Annotated in this window: 22 protein-coding genes; 10 read left to right on the top strand and 12 right to left on the bottom strand. The window is 45.4% G+C overall.

The features are described 5' to 3' along the window. Nucleotides 1–65: 65 nt before the first annotated feature. Together argS and AC1MBV_RS10830 are read right to left on the bottom strand one after the other, a co-directional pair. Nucleotides 66–1,736 carry an arginine--tRNA ligase gene (gene argS / locus AC1MBV_RS10835; protein WP_480948235.1) on the bottom strand — a complete coding sequence of 557 codons (1,671 nt, stop codon included), beginning with the start codon at nt 1,734–1,736 and terminating at the stop codon, nt 66–68. 88 nt (nt 1,737–1,824) lie between these two features. Further along, nucleotides 1,825–2,280 carry a YwiB family protein gene (locus AC1MBV_RS10830; RefSeq protein ID WP_255748768.1) on the bottom strand — a complete coding sequence of 152 codons (456 nt, stop codon included), beginning with the start codon at nt 2,278–2,280 and terminating at the stop codon, nt 1,825–1,827. Between the two features lie 233 nt (nt 2,281–2,513). On the opposite strand from AC1MBV_RS10830, the gene AC1MBV_RS10825 reads away from it, so the two are divergent. From AC1MBV_RS10825 to AC1MBV_RS10815, 3 genes are all read left to right on the top strand, one after another. Then, complete coding sequence (locus AC1MBV_RS10825) at nt 2,514–4,556, top strand: transglycosylase domain-containing protein (protein ID WP_255748767.1); 2,043 nt, start codon at nt 2,514–2,516, stop codon at nt 4,554–4,556. 208 nt (nt 4,557–4,764) lie between these two features. Continuing rightward, nucleotides 4,765–5,214 carry a DMT family transporter gene (locus tag AC1MBV_RS10820; RefSeq protein ID WP_480948234.1) on the top strand — a complete coding sequence of 150 codons (450 nt, stop codon included), beginning with the start codon at nt 4,765–4,767 and terminating at the stop codon, nt 5,212–5,214. A gap of 69 nt (nt 5,215–5,283) precedes the next feature. Then, nucleotides 5,284–5,751, top strand: coding sequence for a DMT family transporter (locus AC1MBV_RS10815; protein WP_255748832.1), 468 nt, complete (start codon nt 5,284–5,286; stop codon nt 5,749–5,751). A gap of 12 nt (nt 5,752–5,763) precedes the next feature. Here the strand turns inward: AC1MBV_RS10815 and AC1MBV_RS10810 are convergent, their stop codons facing one another. Continuing rightward, nucleotides 5,764–6,294 (bottom strand): YwhD family protein, encoded by a 531-nt coding sequence (locus tag AC1MBV_RS10810; protein WP_255748765.1) that lies wholly within the window; start codon nt 6,292–6,294, stop codon nt 5,764–5,766. A 250-nt stretch (nt 6,295–6,544) separates the two neighbouring features. Between AC1MBV_RS10810 and AC1MBV_RS10805 the strand changes: the two genes are divergently transcribed. From AC1MBV_RS10805 to AC1MBV_RS10795, 3 genes are all read left to right on the top strand, one after another. Further along, entirely contained in the window at nt 6,545–7,744 is a 1,200-nt protein-coding gene (locus AC1MBV_RS10805) for a glutathione synthase (protein WP_480948233.1), read from the top strand. Nucleotides 7,745–7,927: 183 nt separating this feature from the next. Then, nucleotides 7,928–8,158 carry a hypothetical protein gene (locus tag AC1MBV_RS10800; RefSeq protein WP_255748763.1) on the top strand — a complete coding sequence of 77 codons (231 nt, stop codon included), beginning with the start codon at nt 7,928–7,930 and terminating at the stop codon, nt 8,156–8,158. A 52-nt stretch (nt 8,159–8,210) separates the two neighbouring features. After that, nucleotides 8,211–8,438, top strand: coding sequence for a YdbC family protein (locus AC1MBV_RS10795; RefSeq protein WP_255748762.1), 228 nt, complete (start codon nt 8,211–8,213; stop codon nt 8,436–8,438). Nucleotides 8,439–8,532: 94 nt separating this feature from the next. Here the strand turns inward: AC1MBV_RS10795 and AC1MBV_RS10790 are convergent, their stop codons facing one another. The 4 genes from AC1MBV_RS10790 to AC1MBV_RS10775 form a co-directional block, all read right to left on the bottom strand. Continuing rightward, the gene (locus AC1MBV_RS10790; RefSeq protein WP_255748761.1) at nt 8,533–9,054 is read right to left on the bottom strand and encodes a YwgA family protein; all 522 of its coding nucleotides are present in this window, start codon (nt 9,052–9,054) and stop codon (nt 8,533–8,535) included. A 62-nt stretch (nt 9,055–9,116) separates the two neighbouring features. Continuing rightward, complete coding sequence (locus AC1MBV_RS10785; RefSeq protein ID WP_255748831.1) at nt 9,117–10,415, bottom strand: HD domain-containing protein; 1,299 nt, start codon at nt 10,413–10,415, stop codon at nt 9,117–9,119. 122 nt (nt 10,416–10,537) lie between these two features. Then, nucleotides 10,538–11,347 (bottom strand): PHP domain-containing protein, encoded by an 810-nt coding sequence (locus tag AC1MBV_RS10780; RefSeq protein ID WP_480948232.1) that lies wholly within the window; start codon nt 11,345–11,347, stop codon nt 10,538–10,540. Beyond that, a complete protein-coding gene (locus tag AC1MBV_RS10775) occupies nt 11,319–12,002 on the bottom strand; it encodes a YczE/YyaS/YitT family protein (RefSeq protein WP_255748759.1) in 684 nt (227 codons plus the stop codon). Before AC1MBV_RS10775 ends, AC1MBV_RS10780 begins: the two co-directional genes overlap by 29 nt. 516 nt (nt 12,003–12,518) lie before the next feature. On the opposite strand from AC1MBV_RS10775, the gene ilvD reads away from it, so the two are divergent. The 3 genes from ilvD (at nt 12,519) to AC1MBV_RS10760 (ending at nt 16,677) form a co-directional block, all read left to right on the top strand. Next, nucleotides 12,519–14,246 (top strand): dihydroxy-acid dehydratase, encoded by a 1,728-nt coding sequence (gene ilvD / locus AC1MBV_RS10770; protein ID WP_255748758.1) that lies wholly within the window; start codon nt 12,519–12,521, stop codon nt 14,244–14,246. An 86-nt stretch (nt 14,247–14,332) separates the two neighbouring features. Further along, a complete protein-coding gene (locus AC1MBV_RS10765; protein ID WP_480948285.1) occupies nt 14,333–15,310 on the top strand; it encodes a bile acid:sodium symporter family protein in 978 nt (325 codons plus the stop codon). A gap of 395 nt (nt 15,311–15,705) precedes the next feature. After that, nucleotides 15,706–16,677, top strand: a complete 972-nt coding sequence (locus AC1MBV_RS10760) for a bile acid:sodium symporter family protein (protein ID WP_255748756.1) — start codon at nt 15,706–15,708, stop codon at nt 16,675–16,677. Nucleotides 16,678–16,740: 63 nt separating this feature from the next. On the opposite strand, the gene AC1MBV_RS10755 is transcribed toward AC1MBV_RS10760, so the two are convergent. Next, nucleotides 16,741–18,714: a beta-glucoside-specific PTS transporter subunit IIABC gene (locus AC1MBV_RS10755; RefSeq protein ID WP_255748755.1), complete on the bottom strand. Its 1,974-nt coding sequence runs from the start codon at nt 18,712–18,714 to the stop codon at nt 16,741–16,743. Nucleotides 18,715–19,067: 353 nt separating this feature from the next. Here AC1MBV_RS10755 and AC1MBV_RS10750 point away from each other — a divergent pair, with 353 nt between their 5' ends. Further along, the gene (locus AC1MBV_RS10750; protein WP_480948231.1) at nt 19,068–20,429 is read left to right on the top strand and encodes an IS4 family transposase; all 1,362 of its coding nucleotides are present in this window, start codon (nt 19,068–19,070) and stop codon (nt 20,427–20,429) included. A 113-nt stretch (nt 20,430–20,542) separates the two neighbouring features. Here the strand turns inward: AC1MBV_RS10750 and AC1MBV_RS10745 are convergent, their stop codons facing one another. The 4 genes from AC1MBV_RS10745 to AC1MBV_RS10730 all read right to left on the bottom strand — a co-directional run bounded on the left by AC1MBV_RS10745 (nt 20,543) and on the right by AC1MBV_RS10730 (nt 24,731). Then, nucleotides 20,543–21,547, bottom strand: a complete 1,005-nt coding sequence (locus AC1MBV_RS10745; RefSeq protein ID WP_480948230.1) for an NAD(P)/FAD-dependent oxidoreductase — start codon at nt 21,545–21,547, stop codon at nt 20,543–20,545. After that, a complete protein-coding gene (locus AC1MBV_RS10740) occupies nt 21,544–22,356 on the bottom strand; it encodes an ABC transporter ATP-binding protein (protein ID WP_255748753.1) in 813 nt (270 codons plus the stop codon). The genes AC1MBV_RS10745 and AC1MBV_RS10740 overlap by 4 nt, the downstream gene beginning before the upstream one ends. Nucleotides 22,357–22,696: 340 nt before the next feature. Continuing rightward, nucleotides 22,697–23,488 (bottom strand): GNAT family N-acetyltransferase, encoded by a 792-nt coding sequence (locus AC1MBV_RS10735; protein ID WP_255748752.1) that lies wholly within the window; start codon nt 23,486–23,488, stop codon nt 22,697–22,699. A gap of 577 nt (nt 23,489–24,065) precedes the next feature. Continuing rightward, nucleotides 24,066–24,731 (bottom strand): DNA-binding response regulator, encoded by a 666-nt coding sequence (locus AC1MBV_RS10730; RefSeq protein WP_255748751.1) that lies wholly within the window; start codon nt 24,729–24,731, stop codon nt 24,066–24,068. Nucleotides 24,732–24,954 lie beyond the last annotated feature (223 nt).

Here is a 24,954-nt window from a genome sequence, read left to right as displayed (position 1 = left end):
TCTTAATTTATGTGAGAAAAAACAGCCCCCGATTAAAACGGGAGGCTGTTTTCTCTATTTCGTCATTACATTTTTTCCGGAGCATGTACACCGATCAATTCCATTCCGTTCTTCAATGTCGTGCGAACGGCTTTCATTAAAGCAACTCTAGCCTTGCTGAGCGGCACATTACTTTCATCGAGCACCTTCTCTGCATTGTAGAAGCTGTGCAGATATGAAGCAAGTTCAAATAAGTAGGAAGGAATATGCTGGATTGACAATTTTTGCGCACTGTCCGCAACAACCGCAGGAAAATCGCCAAGTTTCTTCAACAGATCAATTTCTTTTTCACCTGAGAGCAGATTCAAGTCAAGTTCTGCGACATTGTCATGCTCAAAGTCTTCCGCGCGTTTCAGCATACTCGTGATGCGTGCATAGGCGTACTGCACATAGTAAACCGGATTTTCATTTGAATGAGAAATAGCCAAATCAAGATCGAAATCAAGATGGCTGTCCGAGCTGCGCATAGCAAAGAAGTAGCGTGCGGCATCGACACCGACATCCTCCATCAGTTCGCGCATCGTCACTGCTTTGCCTGTACGCTTGCTCATTTTGACCTTTTCTCCGTCCTTAAATAAATTCACAAGCTGAATGATCTGGACGGTTAATTGATCCGGGTTGTAGCCAAGCGATTGAATGGCTGCCTTCAGACGCGGCACATAACCATGGTGATCTGCACCGAGTACATCAATCAGCTGTTCAAAGCCGCGATCAAGCTTATCTTTATGGTAGGCAATGTCCGGCGTAAAGTAAGTATAGCTGCCGTCCGATTTGACGAGTACGCGATCCTTGTCATCACCGTATTCAGTGGTTTTCAGCCACAAAGCGCCGTCCTTTTCATAAGTTTCGCCCTTATTTTTCAAATAATCGAGCACAGCTTCAACTTTATTATCCTCATACAAAGAACGTTCAGAAAACCATTTATCAAAATGGACACGGAAATCTGCAAGATCCTTTTTGATGCCGCCCATAAGATGTTCGACGCCGAAGTTGCGGAAGAAACGCATGCGCTCTTCCTCCGGTTTTGCTGATAATGAATCGCCGTATTCTTCGACGAGCCGTTTCGCCAAGTCAATAATGTCTTTACCGTGATAACCGTTTTCCGGGATTTCTGCACTCTGCCCCAATTGCTGGAGATACCGCGCTTCAAGTGAGACCGCCAAATTTGTGATTTGGTTGCCGCCGTCGTTGATGTAATATTCCGGTACCGCTTGATATCCGGCCTTGTTCAGCAGCTTGCATAACGCATCGCCGACTGCCGCACCTCGCCCATGTCCCAGATGAAGACTTCCAGTCGGATTGGCAGAAACAAATTCGACAAGAATCTTCTTTCCGGCACCGGTATTCGATGCACCGTACGCATCGCCTTCTTCAATAATTGTTGGAATTAAATCCGTCAGGTATTGATTATCAAGGAAGAAGTTGATGAAACCCGGTCCTGCAATTTCAATTTTGCGGATATGTCCCTTTTTCTTATCAAAACTTGCAATTAATTCTTCGGCAATCTTTCTCGGCGCCTTTTTCGCAATCCGCGCTAGCTGCATCGCCATATTCGTTGCGAAGTCCCCATGAGCTTTGTCTTTCGGTGCCTCAAGCACAACATCCGGTACCTGCTCTTGTGCAGCAAGCCCCGCCTTGACCACTGCTTCTATAATTTCTTCCTTTAACTGATTCTTGACTTGTTCCACGATCGTCATTCTCTATAACCTCCAAAATTGCGTCTGATGCATCGCTTGCATTGTTTTCTATAGTTGCACAGGGCAAAAAAAGAAATTGCCCTCGCGTTTATAAGCTGGCCCTATAATGATAGTCGAGCGTCATTCTCCCAACCGATTGTCCTTGAATGCTCAATGCATAGACAATCCGTACTGATCCCGAATCACCCGAAGAGTCAGTGATGGAATCAATGGTTTCGGCGGCAGCCTTTGTTTCCATGCGGCCATATTCCGTGTCGTATGTACCTGCTATGGTTTGCCCGACCATGAGCGGCTGCCTCATCGGCAAAGCACCTTTGCGCAAGATCAACGCTTCGCTGCCGCTGACTCGAATGGTATAGTCGGCCTGGCCAACGTCCGCGATCTTGGCACTGAAGACAAGATAAAGGCTGGATCCGCTTTCCCCAACCTTTCCCCGAACCACTGTGGTCGTTTTCTGCTGACGGTTCGATTCGCCCGGATCACTCATCCGGCTTGTAAAAACGATTTCAGCATTGCGCGTCTTCATGCGGCCGCCTTCCTTCATCCGTGCTCGTCTCCATACTTATACTACTATAAAAGATTGACTATCTGTGAGCAAGGTTAACCCGCTATTTTTCCCAGGATTCTATTTTTTTCTTGTATTTATACTCTAATTTGCACTTTATGCCACTCAATGTTTAGAATACAGCCGCTTTTTCCATAATGAGTACTAAAAATTGAAAGCACGCACGGCACCTCAAGGCTGCCTGCTTTTTCGGATTGAGGAGGTACTGATCGATGCACTTTGACATGAGGATCCGAAAAAGAAAGCATGTGATTACGCGATGGACGTTCTTAATCGCAGCACTTTGTCCCTTGCTCCTGCTGATTGGTTTCGTCGGGCTGCTCATATCTGCCAAGATTGCCGGGCCCATGGACATTCCCGTTGCCCGTCCCGCTGTTTTCTATGACCATAGCGGCCAATATATTGGAAAATGGGATACGACCAATAAGGAATGGATCGACAATGACAAGATGGCCCCATCGATTAAACTAGCGACACTCGCTATTGAGGACCGGCGTTTTTTCCGCCATCATGGATTCGATATCCGGCGAATCGCTCAATCCATTTTCATTGACATGCGCAGTTTCAGCAAAGCACAAGGGGCAAGTACAATCACGATGCAGTATGCGAAAAATGTTTTTTTAACCAATGATAAAACATGGCTGCGTAAATTCTCCGAAATGTTCTACACGGTTCGTCTGGAAATGAATGAATCGAAAAAAGACATTTTGGAGGGCTACTTAAACACGATCTATTATGGGCACGGTGCTTACGGAATTGAAGCCGCCTCGCAGATCTATTTTAATAAAAGCGCAAAGGATCTGTCCCTTGCCGAATCGAGTATGCTTGCGGGTATTCCGAATGGTCCCAGTCTTTATTCACCGTTTCAGAATTATAATCAGGCGAAAAGTCGGCAAAAGGTCGTCTTAAATGCAATGGTAAAGGCCGGATACTTGACAAAAAAGAGAGCGGAAATTGCCTTCCGATCGCCACTGCAGCTTGCGCAGAAGAAAAAAGCGAAGACCGTGGAGAAAGCACCCTATTTTCAGGATGCAGTACGGCATGAGCTGACCGAGCAGCTTCACATCAGTCGAAAAGAGCTGGCATCCGGAGGCCTCAAGGTCTACACAACATTGGATAACGAAACACAAGCAACAGCCGAGTTCTGGGTCAATCACACCATTCCGGACAAATCCAAACTTCAAACGGCTCTCGTCGCATTGGACCCTAAAACCGGAGGAGTTGTGGCAATGGTCGGTGGGCGCAACTATCAAAACAGTCCTTATAACCGGGCAACGAATGCAAAACGCGCACCCGGATCGGCATTCAAGCCTTTTCTGTATTACGCGGCTTTACGCAACGGCTTTACGCCTGCAACTCGTTTAAAAAGCGCGCCGACAGCGTTCACCTTTGACAACGGACATGCGAGCTACGCACCGAATAATTTCGGCGGTTATTACGCCAACAAGCCGATTACGATGGAACAAGCACTTGCCCTTTCCGACAATGTCTTCGCCGTTAAGACCCATTTAGCCATTGGCATGCAAAAAATGGTTGCGGCTGCTCGCCAGGCAGGCATTACAAGTGCACTCGCACCGATCCCGTCACTTGCGCTCGGTTCAAAACCGGTCAGTGTCCTGGAACTCGCCCGCGGTTATGCAACGCTCGCAAATCAAGGCGCACGTGTGAAGCCTTCGTTCATTACAAAGGTGACCGATGCCAATGGACGAACCCTGTATGAATCTGAGCCATCAAAAAAGCAGGTACTCAATCGGCAAACCACATTCGTTCTGTCCCAGATGATGACCGGCATTTTTGATCGTCGTTTAAATGGGTACACACATGTAACCGGGAGTCAAGTATCCGGATGGCTGACCCATAAAATGGCCGCGAAAACCGGTTCGACATCTACGGACAGCTGGATGGCAGGATTTACACCGGATCTGGTCTCCACCGTGTGGGTCGGCTATGATCAAGGCGAAACAATCAGTACATACCCGGACACAGGCTATGCGAAAACGATTTGGAGCCACTTTATGGAGACGGCGCTTGAGGGAAAGCCGAAGAACTCGTTCAGACCGCCCAAAGGCGTTGTAAGTGTCAGCATTGATCCGAAAAGCGGGCTGCGTGCCGGCAAGGGCTGTACCGGGCGGCCAACCTATTTTATTAAAGGAACCGAGCCCACTGCCTATTGCGGTCAGGCGAAATCAAAACCTGAACAAAAACAGAAGAAGCAGCGCAGCTTTCTAGACCGCTTGTTTCATTGGTGGAAATAAACACGGTCATGCGAGCTTTGAAATTATTTCAGTTCACTGGCAAGTAAACGGTTCCGATAAACCAACAGACCTTTTCGTTCAATCGCGAGAAGGTCTGTTTCTGTTTGAATTTGAAAATTTTTTTCCAATCATAATTCATTTTATTTCTCAATTGCGAAGATCTTCTCTTATACTTAGACCATTAAGCAAAAGATGAGAGGTCACAACAATGATCATTTTATTTTTAATTGGCGGTTTAATTGCCGGTGGCATTATACCCGTCCAGACGTCAATTAATTCTCGGCTTGGCAAAGAAGCCGGTTCGCCATTTCTCGCTTCGTTTATTTCTTTTTTCACCGGGACACTGACTTTAGTGATCCTATCACTTGCTATCGATCATCGTCTGACCTTCGCTTCGAAGTCTTTCCTCACTCACCCGTGGTGGATCTGGATTGGGGGCGGCATACTGGGCGTCTTCTATTTGACAACAAATATCCTGCTGCTTCCACGGCTTGGCGCAGCCTTGACTGTAGTCGCTACATTGGTGGGGCAAATGATTATGGCGATCGCCATTGATCAATTCGGCTGGTTCAACGTGCCTGTGCACGAATTGAATATTCCCCGCCTGATCGGTATTGCCTGTATGTTCGTCGGCGTGTTTTTAATCAAGAAATTCTAAGGAGACAGCATCATGAAACAACAAAACAATTCAAGTACGATGAGTCGCCTGCAAGATAATGGAGACAGCATGAAGCAAAGAAACTATTTGCTTGGTATCTTATTTCTCCTATGGGGAGTAGTTGCGGGAATGGCATCCCCTGTTCAGACATCAGTAAATACACAGGTCCGCTATGCCGTTCAATCGCCATTTATTGCCTCGCTTATTTCATTCACGATTGGGACATGTATTCTGGCATTGCTCACGCTGCTCGTCGATCACAGGATAAAAGTAGATCTGAAAATGATCCCGCGTGCACCGAAATGGATATGGACGGGCGGCATGCTCGGCGTCGTCTTTGTCACATCCAATATTCTGCTGCTTCCGGTACTCGGCTCCGCATTAACTGTGGTGTCGGTACTTTGCGGACAAATGATTCTCGCCATGATCGTCGACCACTTCGGCTGGTTCGGCGTCGCTGTGCACCGGTTGAACGGACCTCGTGCCGCCGGTCTCGTGTTGATGATCGTTGGGATTCTGCTGATTCAGCATTTTTAATCTTGACAGCCGTTATTCTGCATTAAGCTGAGCTTTCAGTTCAGGATTTGCCTGTTCCCATTGCTTCGGCGCGACACTGATTAAAAAGTCACGGAGTACTTTTTTCGATTGAGCATCCATCTCATCAAGGACAACTTTGCCTTTGAGCGCTTTATCCATTTTATTCACATGATCGGCGAGTACTTTATATCCGCGCTTAATTTCGCGGTGAATGATCATTTCGGCAGCTGCGGCGCCTGAGTAGCGTGGTCCGTCTTTTGTCACTTCCGTGTTCACCCAGACGAGCCAGTACTTTTTCCCGCCGCCTTGAAGATCTTCTTTATTTGCTGAAAAACGGATTCTCCGCTCAATATCACTGCGGGCATGAAGCGCTCCAATATCAACTTGGGCCGTACCTGCTTCGACATCAACGATAACGGGAGACATATTATCCAAGTTAATTAATCCGGCACCAAAACCGCCGTGTCCCTTCGTTGAATCGCCTTTAATTATATTAAAGCCTGATTTTTTACCATCTTGATGAAAAATATCCAAATGGTTCACCCTTTCTAAACGTGATTAATCTCACTGAGGTTATTTTATCATATTGGTGTCCTCAGCGCTCACTGAGCGAAATGCACCATGACCGGACACCTTTTTCACTGCTGAAGCATTATTTAAGATATATTATAAACTGGGTGTTGAGAAAGGTAGCGGCGCACCAATCGAAATTATTGAATCATGATGCCGCATCCTATAGACTCGAAAGTAGTATAACACCATAAAGGCTTACTAAAGAATGAGAGGGAATACTATGCGCATGAAAAGGCCATTCGCTATTGCTAAATTATCTGCCTGCGGACAATTCGGCTTGGAGCGCGAGAACTTGAGAATTGATAAAAGCGGCTCACTTGCGCTGACCCCGCATCCGCATGTGTTCGGCAGCAAGCTGACCAATTCTGAGATCACAACTGATTTTTCAGAGAGTCAAATTGAATTAGTCACGCCGGTTGCATCGTCCATTGAGGAAATGCTCGCCCTTGAAGAACGATTGACCAAAACGGTCTATGCAGGTATTGGTGATGAGCTGCTTTGGCCGCTGAGCGCTCCCCCTTCCCAGCTTCCACCCGAAGAGCAGATTCCGATCGCTGATTTCGGATCGGAAGGCAAGGATAAAACAGACTATCGGATCTATCTTTCAAAGAAATACGGACGCAAGAAACAACTCTATTGCGGTATTCATTTTAATTTTTCTTTTCCGGAACATCTATTTGCAGGTCCGGACGCTCGCAGCCGTTTCTATCTTAATCTTGTCGCCGCTGCGCTCCGTCATCGCTATTTTCTCGTCCATCTGCTTGCGGCGAGCCCGGAAAAGATTGGGTCTGTCTGTTACCGATCGGTGAGACTAAGCGCACACGGCTACAAAAATATTGATCCTGTGTACCCTGATTATTCAAGTCCGGAGGCATACATTCAATCACTCCGGTCTGCTGTTGAACAAGGGCTGATTGAAAGTCCTCGCGAACTCTATCAACTCGTCCGGATTAAAGGAGATGGCTTTGAAGATCTTACGAACCGCCCAAACGCCAGCCGTGTCGAGTTACGGATTGCTGATCTCAACCCTCTTTATCGAACAGGCATTAATCTAAACGATCTTTATTTAATGCATCTTTATTTGCTTTGGTGTGCGCATCTTGACTATGACGCATTTACTATAGCCGATCAAAAAGATGCGGAAGCGTTATCGGATGAAGCAGCACACATCCACGTTTCCAGTCAATTTGTCAGCAGAATGGACGCCGTGTTTGACGCATTGCGAACGTTCATCAATGAACACAGCTTATTGCCCGTTTATGCAAAAGCACTTCACGATGCGGAAGCCCGCTGGAACAATGAACAGCTGAGTTATGCAGCACGCGTTCGTTCTGAATATGCGAACGATCCGTCGGCACCCATGAGCTGGGCTAAGCGCATGAAAGACGCGTACTTGAATCCTTCACGTTCATGCCGATAACTCACACGAACTCATTTACGATCAGATATCTCAGTCATTGCCAAATACGGATACAACCCTTATTCTAAATGAAGGAGTGTCCCGGAATGCGGAGAAGCCTTCTCATACTCAGGCGTTTTGCCGCAGTATGTTTGCCAGCTTATCGGGCATAGCTATGTTTGTTTTCTGGAGGATTCGTAAAGCATGATCTTGGTGAGATGCATCAAAAGTGTGTATGGAGAAACGGTTGAAGTACCCATTGATTTTTTTGAAACACGGCTGCTTTTTAAGGTAAATAATTTTTACATGGCTGAGCAAGACACCGAAGGCCATTTGATCACGCAAGACGAAGAGGGCGAGCCGCATATTATCGCCGACAGCAATGAACTTTTAAGCGGCGGGTCTTGGTTTCATGAGCATTTTATTCTTTTATAACAGCAGCACTTTGTCTGCCTGATTGAACCATTACGCGTTGGGGGATATGGAAATGAGCAGCATCCAGTTTGAAATCGTTAAGAAGATCGGACAATTGACCGAATCATCAAGCGGTTGGTCGAAACAGCTGAACATGATCAGTTGGAACGGACGCGCACCAAAATACGACTTGCGCGATTGGGCTCCGGACGGAGAGAAAATGGGCAAAGGTATTACACTGAATGTAGAGGATCTTAAAGCACTCAAGCAGCTACTGAATCAACTCGACGAACTGAATTAACCTAAACAGGCGGATGGCTTTTTGCCATCCGCCTGTATTTAATCGAGTTTCTTTTTTCTCTGTATTTTCATGCCAAGCAAAAGTTGTCGCCGTTTTATTGTGAAACGGGCATTTCAATAGATTGGAGCATGTGAAGTTCATCAATGAAGGCAAGCACATGCTCCAAATTTTCCCCCACTGATTCATTATTCAATGCCTTTGCTTTTTCGATAGCCTCAATTCGAGGCAGATAATCGAAGTAAAGCAGAATGGCAACCGCTTCCAGGAACCAAGTATTTTGGTTCATGACTTGCTCCGTGAGCCTGCGCACAGTCGGCAATACATTTTTATAATGAGTCAAAAATCCTTCACCGGCTTCTGAGAGCCGATAAAAGCACGTCTCTTCCTCTTCGTTACGATCCTCTCGATCTTCGATTAAAAATCCGAAATCACATAATTCCTCAAGCTGAATCGACAATTCTTCTGAATAAGGTCCGCTGAAGTGAAAGTGAAAAATCTGCTGAAAAGGATAGCCAAGCCTTTGAAAGATATAGACCGCTTTTTGAAGTTTTTTACGTCCGGAGATTCCACCTGTTTGATTAATTAATGCAGCAATTTTTGCGTGGTCTTCCAACATGTTTCATTTTCCCCCATGTAACATGATCTCTTTTTTTAACACATGACCTTGTATGCAGCTTCTTAGATGCCTAAAATTTCTTGTATCCGTTCTCTATATGGCGAGTGCTCCGGCAAATCAAACACTCGATCCTTCGGATAATACAATTTGACGTCGGTACGCCGCTTGCCGGTAATTGATCCGACAACATCGGATTCTTGAGACAGTTCATGAAGTGTTCCGTCCGGCATGAGCAATTGAATCGGCTGACGCTCCCCTTCTTCACCCGGCCGATAGAGATCATAAGGTGAATTCGACGATGAATCAATCTCCAAATAGTAGTCTGGATCAATTCCTGCGTCTCGAAAAGCTCCTGCAAGCTGATCCTTAGATTCGATCAATGAAGGTGTAAACTCTACATATTTAAACAATCGGCGATTCATGAAACGGAAGCACAAATCGCTGAGAATCGGATCTTTCTCCTCCTGCCAAGCCTGAAAAAAGTAAAGGATCACAGACTCGTCCAGTTTCAGATAGTCTTTGAGCGTCATTTCCCCTTTAAAGATCTTTATCAACGGATACGGCGCATATTTAAAACGAAATCCCTCATGATACAGCACTTTTGCTCGGTGGAGAATTTGTGTGAGAATAACTTCTGCGCTGCGCGTCACCGGATGGAAATAGACCTGCCAATACATCTGGTAACGACTCATGATATAATCTTCTACTGCATGCATCCCCGAAAATTTAAAAACAATTTGGTCATCCTGCGTGCGCATCACGCGCCAAATACGTTCCATGTCAAAATGGCCGTAGCTCACACCGGTGAAATAGGCATCACGAAGCAGATAGTCCATACGGTCAGCATCAATCTGACTGGAAATCAAACTGACAACGAGTCGATTGGGATACGTTTTGCCAATCACATCGGCAACTTTTTCAGCAAATCCTTCGCCCTGCTCTTCTAGCAAACGATGTATTTCCGTATCGCCCAGGATTATTTTTTGCGTGTATTCTTCATGGTTCGTTCCAAACACTTTCTCAAAGGAATGGGAAAAAGGCCCATGGCCCACATCATGAAGAAGCGCCGCGCAAAGAGCGATCATCGTCTCCGAATCATCCCAATGATTCCTGTATTTAAAAATATCGATGACACGTCTCGCAATTTCATAAACGCCCAGTGAATGACCGAAACGACTGTGTTCTGCTCCGTGAAACGTCAGAAATGTCGTACCGAGCTGTCGAATTCGCCTTAAGCGTTGAAATTCCGGTGTTCCGATCAGATCCCAAATCAATCGATCACGAACATGAATATAGCGATGTACCGGATCCTTAAACACCTTTTCTTCATTCAATTTCTGAAATGAGCGGGTCAACACCATCACGTCCTATTTGCAGCTCGTGCAGACAGGATCCTCGTCCCAGTCAATCACGATGTACTGCGATCATTATAACTTGATTGGACAGAAAATGAAAACAGAGTATTCACCGAAGCACTTCATAATCAGCTCATCGGTTCATCGACCATTCGTTTCCTGTTTTTAAAATAAACAGGGGTCAGACTATATTCTTTGGCCATCGCTGCGCCAAGCGGGTACTTGATGCCAATGGTGTCCGGAGAATGGTTGTCGCCGCCAATGGTTACATACTGGCCGCCTAATTCTCGATAGCGGCGGACGATGCTTTCGAGCCCCTCACGAAAACCGCTCTGATCAATCAGACGAAGATTGATTTCAAGACAAATATCGTTTTCAATCAGCGTGCTGAGAAAATTATCGATTAAAAGCGGGAAATCTTCATAACGAAGCACATTGTCGGAATAATTCAGGTAGCGGCACGGGTAATCAATATGAGCAAATGTATCGATATATGGATTGCGATGGATCGTGTGCTCGGCATAGATCAGATACTGCGTAAAGAAGTCCTGTTTGCTTAGAAAATTCTTCGCGCGGTCCGTATAAAGGTCAAAGTCCTGCAGATTATGCACGGAACCGATAACCATATCAAACGGATGAGCTTCGATAATTGCACGATTGCGTGCGACATAGTCGGGACGATTGTCCAAACCAAGCTCAATGCCCAGTAGAAGATGCTCGCCTCTGTAAGCTGAGTAGGTATCGAAATATTGCTTAATCTCAAAATCAACCGGAGTGCCATCATCCTGGCGTTCATTTAAATCATAGTGTTCTGTAACTACCAAATTCATAGCATAGCGGGAAGCTTTCTTGAGCGCTTCCTCAATATCCATTTCCGCGTCAAATGAAAAACGGGTATGATTGTGTGTATCAAAGACCATGTTGATTTGTTCCTCCATTCATCGGTTCTTTTTTGCTGAAAATTCTGGTGAACATGTGGCGATCCAAATAGATATGATGAACATTTTTCACGTCAAATCGGAAGAGCTTGAAGGTCGCCTGTACAAAAATACCGATCAGTGACACCATGACCACTGTACCGATACCAACAGAACCGCCAAGCAGCCAGCCGATAATCAGCGCCACCCCTTCATTCACCGTTCGAATCAAACGCACGGATTGATGTGTTTTGCGAGCCACAACAACCATAAGACCATCTCTTGGCCCAGCACCAAACCCTGCGCTTATGTACAAATAGGTTCCTAAGCTGATAATGGCCAAACCGATAAGAACCATCAACAGCTGCTCGACAAAATGAGAGGCAGTTGGAACGAGGTGGCCGAGCATCAGCATATCCATAAATAATCCGATAAACAGCATGTTCGCCAATGTACCGAAACCGATTTTTTCTCCGAGTATTCTGTTCAAGATGACAATAATAAAGGCTACGAAAATATTGGCCAAGCCGATTGTTATGGGAAAGGTTCTTGAAAGTCCTTGATGGAGCACGTCCCATGGCTGCAGACCTAAATTAGCGTTAATGGTACATACCGCCCCAAGTGCGAATAAAAAAAGGCCAGCAAATAATTTTATTAGATTAACGATTAGTTTCAAGAAACAGCCTCCCGCCGTCCACCATTTTGCCCGAACAGATTATATGCTCATCAGTACTGCTTATATCTTTCCAGTATAAAAGTAAATAGAATTTGAAACAACGAAAGTGAAAAATTAATTCGTCTAAGATGTGCCTTACCTGCAAAAAAATTGCATCTATTTTGATCAGTTTCGTTCCTCCATCAGCACCTATCCCGTTCATCCTTTTAACAATTATTGTCCGAATTCCCTTTGCATATGAAAAGCAGTTTCAACAAAAATGATGTTGACGGATCATTTCGCTAGTGTTATATTTTGTTGTACAAAATTTCTTAATATTTAAGAGGTTGATCACTATGTCATTTCTATCCTACCTACGAGTCTTGATTATTACCTAGGGCCTTGGCAATCGTTGAAAAAATTCAATCGATTGTCCGGGTCCTCCTTGGCGTAGGTGGGAGTCGGACAGAACTCCCATTCATCTTGAATGGGAGTTTTTTATTCGGCAATTTCCAAAAACAGAAAGGATGAGAGAGATTGAGAAGCGATGAAATCAAGAAAGGCGTGGATCGTGCTCCTGCAAGAAGCCTGCTCAGGGCTACAGGCGTCGTAAGGAATGAAGAGGATATGCACAAACCCTTTATTGCGGTATGCAATTCCTATGTGGATATCGTTCCGGGGCATGTCCATCTTCGCGAACTTGCCGATGTAGCAAAAGAAGCCATTCGAGAAGCAGGCGGAATTCCATTTGAATTTAATACCATCGGTGTCGATGACGGCATCGCCATGGGCCATATCGGCATGCGCTACTCGCTCCCCAGTCGCGAACTAATTGCAGATGCGGCAGAAACAATGATCAACGCTCACTGGTTTGACGGTGTGTTCTACATCCCTAACTGTGACAAAATCACACCAGGCATGATGCTGGCGGCTGTTCGCACCAATGTACCATCAATTTTCTGTTCCGGCGGGCCCATGAAGGCGGGACTGTCTGCTCAAGGCAAGGCACTGACTTTATCCTCGGTCTTCGAAAGCGTTGGCGCATTTAAAGAGGGACAGATAACAAAGGATCAATTCTTAGATATCGAAGCCTCTGCCTGTCCGACCTGCGGATCGTGCGCCGGCATGTTTACGGCCAATTCCATGAACTGCCTGATGGAAATGGTCGGCGTCGCGCTTCCCGGCAACGGAACCGCTCTCGCCGTTTCTGAGGAAAGGCGCGACTTAATTCGTCAATCCGCGTCCAAGCTCATGGAGCTCATAAAAAAAGACATTCGTCCGCGTGACATCATTACCCCGGAAGCAATCGACGATGCTTTTGCCCTTGATATGGCTATGGGCGGATCGACAAATACCGTCCTCCACATGCTTGCCGTAGCCTCTGAATCAGGTATCGATTATGACCTCAATCGAATCAACGAGGTTGCAAAAAAGGTTCCGTACTTGGCGAAAATTGCCCCGAGCTCAGCGTTCTCAATGCAGGATGTGCATGAAGCCGGAGGCATCTCGGCTATCATCAAGACACTGGTTGATATGGGCCATGTTATCCATCCCGACCGCATCACAGTATCCGGTCAAACGCTCAGAGAAAATGTGGCTGAGGCAAAAATCAAGAATCCTAAGGTCATTCATCCGCTGGAAGATGCCTACAGCAAAAACGGCGGCCTGTCCGTTCTCTTTGGCAATGTCGCGCCAAAAGGCGCCGTGATCAAAGTCGGCGGTGTTGACCCTTCTGTAAAAACGTTCACAGGAAAAGCAATCTGCTTTAATTCCCACGATGAGGCCGTCGAAGCGATTGACAACCACACCGTGCGCAAAGGTCATGTTGTCGTCATCCGTTATGAAGGACCAAAAGGCGGTCCGGGCATGCCTGAGATGCTGGCACCGACCTCATCAATTGTCGGACGCGGTCTTGGAAAAGATGTCGCTTTACTAACCGACGGACGTTTTTCCGGTGCAACGCGCGGTATTTCCGTCGGTCATGTATCTCCGGAAGCTGCATCCGGCGGGCCAATTGCTCTTGTCAAGGACGGCGACACCATTACGATCGATCTGACCAACCGCACGGTACATCTTGATGTGACCGATGAAGAACTGGCAGAGCGTCGCCAAACATTAAAGCCGTTTGTTCCTAAGGTCCGTTCCGGTTATCTTGCACGTTACGCTGCACTCGTCACCTCTGCGCATACCGGCGGCGTGATGCGACTGCCTGAAGCTTGGTCTGAAGCCGGTACAACAGAAAAAGAAAAACAACCGGTCAAATAAACAGAAGCGATAATCTTAAAAAAAAACAGAGGATTATCAGCTAAAAAATATAAAGGATGCACGAAAACAGAGAGGATGTTTTAATAATGAAGGCTATTGTCGCTACAGGACAATTTTTAGGTAAATATTTTTCACTATTCGTGTTAGCTGCCGCAGCTGTCAGCTATTTTCAGCCAGGCGTCATCACATGGGTGCTCCCATATGTCAATTACCTACTCGGCATCATCATGTTCGGGATGGGCATGACTCTGAAAAGATCCGATTTTGCCGCTGTATTTAAGCGTCCAAAGGATGTCATCATCGGTGTCTGCGCACACTACTTAATCATGCCGCTCATTGCCTTTGCACTTTGCTTTGCATTTCAACTGCCGCCCGCGGTCGCTGTCGGCGTAATCCTTGTCGGCTGCTGCCCAAGTGGAACGGCGTCCAACGTTATGTGTTTCCTTGCAAAGGGTGATGTCGCGCTTGGTGTCTCAATTGGCGCAGTGTCCACATTAATTGCGCCGGTCATGCTGCCTTTTATTCTTTGGCTGCTTGCAGGACATTGGGTTAAAATCCCGACCACCTCGCTTTTCGTAAGCGTCGTTGAAATCGTCATCGTGCCGATCGTTCTCGGCGTTCTTGTCAATACCTTCTTTGGCAAAAAAGTACACAAGGTAACAGAAGCGTTACCGCTCGTATCAACGGTTGCTATTATTCTGATCGCAGGCGGTGTGGTTGCAGCTTCAAATAAAAACGGCGATTTGCTGACCGCCGGTACATTAATCATTATACCTGTTGTCATGCTTCATAATCTGCTTGGCTACGCATTAGGCTTCTTCTTCAGCCGCCTGCTCGGCATGAATCACCCGAAGAGCCGGGCAATTACATTTGAAGTCGGTATGCAGAATTCAGCACTTGGTGTCGCTCTTGCCATGGCGTTCTTCTCGCCTGCCGCCGCAATACCTGCAACACTGTTCAGTATCTGGCACAACATGTCTGGTTCTCTGCTCGCTTCTTATTGGGCCGGAAAACAAAAGGCTGAGAAAACAGCACCAAAGGTTGATGCTGTCACAACACAATAATCGGTGTAATGAAACGCCCTATAATTTTGATGGCCTAGCAAGGATAAAGACAGTTTGTTCAGAATATGCTAAATTGCGTTGACTTTGTCTTTCGCAAATGCTATATTCCTAGCACCAAATTTATTCTTTAAAAGTTTTACCGGATCCGCCCAATCAGATACAAGCCAAAATTGTTTGATTCCCTAAGAATCAAGGCATTCGTTGACTAAATTACGTATGACTGGGTTTTCATCGCAATAAGGGGTTCGGAAAAAGTCCCCGTTCACAGCAAACGGGGACTTTTTTAGCAAAGGGAAAGGAGTGTCTGGGGACGATTTTGACGGAAAAAAGCAATTCTTGGTACGTAAGTTTCTGAGTGACCAAAAACAGACGAAAACAGAAGGGATGTATTTTCATTGAAGACAATCTCTAGAATCGGCGCCTTTTTAAGCGCTCAATTTATATGGTTTGTTCTCGCCGCTGCCACCATTGCCTATTTTCACCCAAGTCTTGCCGCATGGGTCGTTCCTTATGTTCCTTACTTGCTTGGTGTTGTCATGTTCGGGATGGGTATGACACTTAAACGATCCGATTTCTCAGGCGTGTTCAAGGCGCCGAAAGAAGTAACTCTTGGCGTCATCGCTCACTATCTGATCATGCCTGTCTGCTCATTTGCTGTTTGCGCCATTTTTCAGCTGCCCGATGCGGTCGCAGCCGGAGTTATTCTCGTCGGCTGCTGTCCAAGCGGAACGGCTGCGAATGTCATGTGCTACCTATCCAAAGGAGATGTCGCACTTGGTGTTTCAATCGGTACAATGACAACATTCATCGCTCCGGTACTGCTCCCTGTTCTTCTGCTCTTACTAGCAGGACATTGGGTGAGCATCCCTGTTCTCTCATTGTTTATTAACGTGCTTGAAGTTGTTGTTCTGCCGGTCGTTCTCGGCCTTGCCGTAAATGCCTTTCTGGGAGAAAGAATTGCAAAAGCAACTGCCGCTCTTCCGCTTGTCTCAACATCAGCCATTCTTCTGATCATTGGTGGTGTTGTAGCGGCAAACAGTGCGCGTCTGTTTGCACCGGAAATGCTCGTCCTGATCCCGGTTGTTATACTCATTAATGTGCTTGGCACAGCGCTCGGCTTTCTTGTCGGCAAACTGTTCGGCGTCAACCAGGTCAAAAAACAGGCGATTACCTTTGAGGTTTCTACTCAAAATTCCGCACTCGGTCTTTCGCTTGCTCTGCTCTTCTTCTCTCCGGCTGCAGCCGTGCCCGGCACTCTGTTCAGTGTTTGGCAAAATATTGCCGGGCCCATGCTTGCCTCTTATTGGGCAGGAAAAACGGCTAAAGATGAGGCTTTAAAATCCGGACCAGCACCGGATCCGGCTTGAAAATAAATAGAATACAAAACCCGTGAACCGATTTGGCTCACGGGTTTTGTTTGCTTTTATTACTTATTTATAGATCCGAATCAACGCTTCTTCTGAAGACGCTGGTTTTCTCGTTTCAGGAACAACAGCTTCATACTCATTTGTATTGGTAACCAAAATCATGGTCGTCGTATCATAACCGGCTTCTTTAATTTTGTCCGGATCAAAGACTACCAGAACATCGCCTTTTTTTACCTTTGCCCCAGCTTCAACCTTTGGAGCAAAATGTTCACCTTTGAGTTCAACCGTATTAATGCCAATGTGGATCAGAAGCTCTGCACCAGATTCGGCTTTAATTCCGTAAGCGTGCCCTGTTGGAAACGCCACGGTCACTTCACCGTCGACCGGAGATACGCATGTGCCGTTTGCCGGAATCACTCCGATTCCCGCACCCATCGCTCCGGAACTGAAAACCGGATCATTGACCTTCGCAAGCGGTACCGGTTGACCCACAATTGGACTGAAGACCGTATCAACTAAGGTTAATTTTGATGTATCGATCTCTGGACCTGCTGATTCAACGGCAGCAGCCGCCTCATCCTGATCGTCCAATCCGAGTTTAGCCGTTTTTTTCTCAGTAAGACTCTTCTTTCCGGAAGTCACCTTCGCAAATAATTTCTCCGTGTTGTTCTCGTTAAATCCAAAGATGAGGACAAGCAGAAATGAACTGAGCAGAGCAACAACAAAGCCGATGCTTGCCCAAACAATACTCGAATTTTTACCAATGAAAAGCGGCATCTCAAAAATGTTCATAATCGGTGTATAGCTAAAACATTTCACACCGGCCGCACTGACTACGGCACCGCCAAGCGCACCGCCGACAAGCCCGAAAATAAAGCCTTTTTTATATTTTAAGTTAATGCCGTAGATGGCCGGTTCAGTAATTCCGAAAAATCCGCTGATTGCGGCCGAAATGGCAATTTCTCTGTTCTTCATTTTTTTCGCCTTAAAGATCGATCCGGCAACCGCACCGAACTGTCCGGCGACGGCAACCAGCATAACTGCAAGCAGCGTATCGTAACCATACGTTTGAACATTGATCATCGATATCGGCAAAATGCCCCAGTGCAAGCCGAAAATAACAAAGATCTGGAAGGTTGCACCCAGAATACCTCCGGCAATCAGCGGGCTTAATTCATATAGAAATTTATAGCCGTATGCTAAACCCGTTCCAAGAGCTGTCCCGAGCGGGCCGATCACTAAGAATGTCAGCAGGCCGGCAACAATCAACGTGAGAAAAGGAACGAAGACGAGCTGCATCACTGCAGGCAAATGTTTTTTAAACCAGCGCTCAACATGACTTTCCAGCCAAATGGCAAGAATCGTCGGAATAACTGCTCCGCCATAAGTCTTAAAGTTAACCGCGTAGTCCCATAGATGAGCCACCTTAGGAATTTGACTGTCCGTAAGCGGATAAATCATCGCGGCCGCAAGAGCAACGGCAATATATCTATTTGTGTTGAACTTATCTGCAGCAGTGATCGCAATAAAAATCGGCAGCAAGGTGAACACGCCGCTTGCTAATGTGTTGATGATAAGAAAAATCGGTGAGTTTGCCGGAAGCCAATGAAATGTCGCAATGAGAATCGCGACACCCTTCAATACGCCGACACCTGCGAGAACGGAAATAAATGGTGTAAAAATACCGGAAATAACAGCAACAAAACGCTCAAACCAGTTTTCCGATTGAGCAGGCTCTTCGTCGTCGGATTGATCCGCGGAAGATTTACTGTCCACCGCACTAAAACCGTATTTTTCCATGATCGCTTCATAGACAGGCACTACTTCGTCGCCAATAACAACCTGATACTGGCCGCCGGCACTGACTGCTGTGAGTACATTGGGCAGATCTTCAAGGATTTCCTTATTGGCCTTGCTTTGATCGTTAAGCCTAAAACGCAGCCGTGTCGCACAATGGATCAAGGACTTGACGTTCTCCTTGCCCCCGACATTAGCGACAATATCCATCGCTAATTGGCTGTAATCCTTCTTACCCATTTAAGAGGCCCCCTATTAACCGTTTTCATTAATGAGTGATGAAAAAAGATCCGCTCATATCATCTTTGTTTTAAATAGAAGTTCATGAATCAAAAATGTGCCCAAATGGCTGTTCAGGTGATTAATTGAGCGAGTTCAGTGTAAAATAAAAACGCTTTCGTGTCAAATTAATTTTCATGAAAATTATTTTTTTATTATCACTCAACTTTCGCAGTGTAAAAGTCTGGGAGAATCCTTGATGTAACCTGTTTTGTGAGCTATTCATTAGGGATCTTGACAAAATAGAAAGACACCTTCCTTTTTGGTATAGTGAATTTGACGAAAACACTACCAAAAGAAGAGGTGTCCTCTATATGATAGCGAAAAAGGGTCTGAATAATCAACTGCCAAAAGAAATAAAAGTGACTTTTGATGAGTTGGGTGTGCTCAAACATTTACGTCATGCAGGTATTACGAAAGCGTTTGGCTTTACGTGTGCCTATCTATTTCAACTGGTGTTCTGTCTCATCTTTGAACAGAAAAATTGGTATCGCCTTTTGGAGAGTAAGAAAACAACCCATTATCCTGGAAAAGATGCCGTTTATCGTTTTCTGAATCATTCTCAGTTTGCTTGGCGTCGGTTTCTTCTTTTTTTGAGTACGAGCACGATTCAAAAGGTAAGTACACTGACGGATCATCATCGTCCGAAAGTACTCATCGTTGATGATTCCTCTTTCTATCGACAACGGAGTAAAACAGTTGAACTGCTTGCCCGATGTTTTGATCATGCCTCTCAAAAAATGCGGTACTATAAGGGATTCCGGATGTTAACTTTAGGCTGGTCTGATGGAGCTACATTTATGCCTATTGATTTCTCATTGCTGAGTTCAAAGAAGGCACAAATTAACGGCATTTCTCAGAAGATTGATAAACGCTGTTCCGGCTATAAACGGCGGATGGAAGCTCTTCAAACAGCGCCTGAGCAGATTCCTGCTATGATTGAGCGTGCATTAAAGAGCGGAATCGAAGCCTCTTATGTGCTCATGGATACCTGGTTTACCCAACAGCCTTTGATTCAAGCCATCCGGACAAAAGGAATGGACGTCATCGGTATGGTCAAGGACACTAATCAACGTTATCAGGTGAAGAACAAGCTGGTTGGGTTAAAATCGTTATACCATGCCGCCCCGCCGGTCACTGGTCATCGAACCCTTTTGCGTTCCATCCAAACCACCATGGCCAATGGGATCAGCGTAAAGGTTGTTTTCGTGTCGAACCGCAATATGAAAAGCGAATGGTTGGCCATTTTGAGTACGGATTGTACGCTAAGCGAACAAGAGATCATTCGTATTTATGGCATGCGATGGGATATAGAAGTGTTTTTCAAAACCACAAAATCCCTGCTGAAGCTTCAAAAAGAGTTTCAAGGCCGATCTTATGATTTGATGATCAGCCATACCACCATTGTCTTTTCTCGTTTTATCCTCTTATCTTGGCAAAATCGCTGCCATACCGATCACCGCACACTCGGAGGCATGTTCTATGAACTCTGCGATGAGGTGAACGAATTAGATTGGGCCGCAGCGCTTGCAGATCTATTCAAAATTTTTGATGATGTGCTTCAGCAGACAAATAAGAGGCTCAACAAATTAATTAAAAGTCAACTCGTACAATGGATGGCTGGTTTACCTAACTATATCAAGGTTTATCTACCTAAATTGGGGTGCGAAAGTTGAGTTATCATTTTCAACAGATTCTTGAACAAGCAGTTTCCGAGAAAAACAGTCCACAAGTACCAATTAAAAAAATCACCGGTCTCCCGATGATCTGAACTAACCATGTGATTGATTTATGCCTTTTCAGTGAAAAAATGATGGTGGGTGCTGACCATCGCCTGCGAAGGCGCGTCAGGATCCAGGTCATGCTTCACACTGTTGACTGCTGTCGGACCTTCCACAAATCCGGCTGCTATTAAGTATAGCTTCTGCGGATATAAAGCGGCATTGCCGATCGCAAAAATGCCTTTAATCGAGGTTTCCATTCGCTGATCAACCAGAATTCCGTTATTTTCAATAGCCATGCCCCATTGTTCAAGCTCTCCAAGACCCAATTGAAAACCGTGGTTCACAATCAACGCATCTGCTTCGATTTGTTGCGTTTGATCTGCCGCATCACGCACTGTTATTCTTCGTAATTGGCCGTTTTCACCGGAAAGTCCTGTTACTTCACAGGCAAAGTTCACTTGAACCGCGTATTGATTCATTCGTTCAATATTGTGCTCAAGTGCATGTGTGAACTTTTCGCCTCGGTACACAACAGTGACCTGTTTACATATCGGTGCGAGCTCTGCCGCCCAGTCAAGTGCCCCGTTGCCTCCGCCTGAGATGACAACATTTTTCCCGGTAAATTGCTGTGGATGACGTACTGCATAAAACAGACTGGTTTCTTCGTAATCAGCAGCTTCCTCTAATTGAAGTTTATTCACTTCAAATGTCCCGCTTCCGACTGCCAGAATGATCCTGCGTGTATAATGAAGATCGCCGTTTGTACTGGTCAACTTAAACGTTCCGTCCGTTTGTTTCTCCATTCGTGCAATGGTCTGATTTTTGACGATTCTCGGTTGGAATGTTTCGGCCTGTGTTTGCAGCTGACTCACCAATGCTTCTCCTTTAATTCCGGGAATGCCGCCGAGATCATAGATCGTCTTTTCAGGATAAAAATGTGTGACCACGCCGCCCAAGTCATTCCTAGCTTCAATAAGTTTTGTCTTGAGTGACCGCATGCCGCTGTAGAAGGCGGTATAAAGACCGGCCGGTCCCCCACCGATAATGGTTACATCATATAAATCGATCATTGATAAACTCCTTTATTTGAATGATTATGAACAGTATCATAGGGAATGCAAAGTGGCAGATTGGTTCTCTGATCAATAATAATGTCTGCTTTGACGCCAAAGACATGTTCAAGCATAGACTCGGTTATTATTGTTCGCGGCTCACCTTCACAGACGACAGTTCCGGATTTAATGGCAATCATGTAATCTGCAAAGCGCGCCGCATGATTTAAATCGTGAACGACCATGACTACCGACCGGCCTTCCTCACGATTAAGCTTTGAAATCAGTTTTAAAACATCAAGCTGATAGGTCATATCGAGAAATGTCGTCGGCTCATCCAGGAAAAGCCAGCTGGTTTCCTGTGCCAGAGCCATGGCGATCCATGCGCGCTGCCTTTGACCGCCTGACAGGTTATCGACCTCCTGGTCCGCGAGTTCAGAAAGTCCTGTGGCCTCAACCGCCCAGTCGATCACCTGACGATCCGTATCATCGATTCGTCGCATTCCCTGCTGATGGGGGTAGCGTCCGTAAGCTACTAATTCGCTAACCGTTACACCCTCAGGCGTCAGCGGATGTTGCGGCAGGATTGCCAGTTGTTTGGCAACTTGCTTGGTCGGCTGTTTGTGAATATTTTTTCCATCTAAGAAAACGCTGCCGCCTGACGGACGCATTAATCGTGCCATTGTGCGAAGAATTGTTGATTTTCCCGAACCGTTCGCACCAACCAGCGCCGTGATTTTGCCAAATGGAATGTCAAGATTCATCTGATCAACAATCTTCTTCTCCCCGTAAGCAATATCCAATTTTTCCGTTCTCAGCAGCCCCATCAAGTCTCGCTCCCTCCACTGGCGTTAATTTAAATTAATCTGCGTGTTTATTGCCGGACCTGAATAGCGTCAGCTTTTGTTTGCTTCGTATTCATTCGTAGGCATGGTGATTTTTAACAGCGGGCATGTTCTTCCTTAGCGGATCAATGTTGCTGTTTACTGCTTCTTCTATGTAAATAATCCTTTCACTTAACAAATGCTCATGTACTTTTTTATGATAACGATATTCATTATCAATTACAACACTATTAACATATTTTTATTAGTGAATCATTTAATTTTAGTTGAAATTAAAAAGGCTGTCGGCAGTTTGCCGAACAGCTTTAACAGTGCACATAGATCAATACTTGATCATCATCCATTTTTCAATTGGTACAAAACCAAGCCTTTCATAAATTCGTCCTGCCGCCGGATTATCGTAAAACAGGCAGGGCTGTTTATGTTCTGCAGTAAGTGCGCTGATCGTTTTAATCAGACAGCTTGTTGCAAAGCCTTGATGTTCATACTCCTTTTTCGTGCAGACGCCAACGATCATCGCCGCACCCGCTGTCTCGGCCACTGTTGAAACACTGCTGACCGGCTCATTATTTCTTTCAATATAATAAGTTCGTGAAATACCCTTGTCCATATTCTTCTGCAATGTTGATGGCGTCTCGGAATAGTTTGTAAATATTGAATTTCGAAGCGCAACGACTTTCTCAGCTTCTTCAGGGAAAAGCATCTTCACATCTTTGCGTATGAGCGTCTTATCAATTGGAAGCCGGGTATCCCGTTTCGCATAATGGCATAACTGTTTTTTTAAAATCGGCACGTCAATATGCGGCATGATTTTTTCAACTAAATTCTGCAGTCCGGAAAAGTTCTTCAATTGGCCGCTCTCCACGATCACTTTTGCCCACTCTCGGCCATCCAAAAGTTCAGGATCACGCGCATAGGGGATAAAATTACCTAGATAACGCAGCAAAATGCTAATCAGTTCCCCCTGTTCATTAAAATCGCCCCACAAAGTGATTGCATCGCCTTCCATACCGAAGGCTTCAATATCTCCAAGTATAAATAAGTTTTCTGCCGGCCGATTACCAGCGAATGTTATAACTAGCTCTCTGTCTTTCTCTGTGAGTCGCCGAATCATACGCGCGAGCCCCCCTCTATACTCAATTTTCTGCACTAAAGATACAACACATTTTCAATAATTCCATCATTATGTCAATGATTACATCCATGCAGCTGTCGCATCCAACCGCATTGTGCGGACAAATGTTTGCCTTACATTTTAATTCATTTACGAATAAATAGTTGTGACCGGCAGCACATTTAAGAATCGAATTTTGTGACCGGGCAAATCATTGCGGCATGGTCGCGATTATCTATAAGGAAAACAGGGAAAAAAGCGCCTAGTTCTTACTTCCGCAGGATGCGGTGGCTTTCGCGTTGCATACAGGACCTATGTATGTAGCGAAAGTTCCTGCATCATCACCTCTGTTTCATTAAGCATTCTGTTCCTTAATTAAGTAACGAGGAAATAAGCGGAGATATTCCGGTTATTTGCATCATCGTGCGTGTTCCGCCGGAAAATAAGGGTAATTTTTCCGCTTATGCAAAGCAAAACCCTCCATTTTCACGTTTTTCGATTCGATAAGAGGAATTTCTCCATCTATTTAAGGTCTTTTTCCGTTCGTTTTCTAAATAAGGGTAATTTTTCCGTCTATTTATCGGATTTGACGCTTAACCTGATCGCCCAAACGGTACGATCGGACCCTCTTGATCCCAGATGCGGGAAACAGCATCTTTTTATCGACGAGTTGAGAAAGTACTTTTTTTACCGTCTTGTTACTTAGCTTCAAATACTTCTCGACTTCTTTAGGGGCTATGGCTTCTCCTTTTCGAATCGCTAGTCGGAGTACTTCCTTTTCGGCAATGGACAAAGCGGTCTGGCCCAGTTCATCACCCAACCATTGGCCAATCACTTGCTGAACAATCTGTTGGCATCGACGAGGCTGCTCTTTAACTTGGTCATAAGAAAAGCGGATCACAGTCCAACCGTCAATGATTAACTGGTTTTGACGTTCCAGGTTGTCAGAAAATTGCCATCTGCTTATATTCTTTAGATGAGGGCCATACCCGTCGATCTCAAGACAGATCCGGATGCCTGGACGAATATAAGCAAAATCCAAATATCTTTTGCCATCTTTGAAATCATCGACTTCATATTCTGGATGAAGGTACCTGAAGTGAAAAAATAGTGGCCACCACACTTGCTTTAAAAACAACAGCTCAGCCGCATTGTGACCTTCTTGTAAGCGCCGCAACCTTTCTCCGGTTCTTGCATCTGAGTGAGCACTCAAAAAGGCCTGGTATTCTTCTTCAAATCCCATAGGATTCCCCCTCTACCAACGTTTGGTGCATATTCATTTGAACTTCTGACAGATTTTAATATTAATGATGTTCATGCGCGTGAAAAAAGAGAGTGATTGTGGTTTAAAATTGTAGAAAATAAAAAAGCGGAGGAGCAAGGTTAAAAAGAATCAGAGATTAGAACTAATTTTAGTTTAATAAAATTCTTACCTTTGTCAATCCGTTTTCTTTATCTTTCCTCTA

It is taken from the genome of Sporolactobacillus sp. PKPK-6, assembly GCF_056678885.1.
This window is presented reverse-complemented; position numbering and strand designations above follow the sequence as displayed.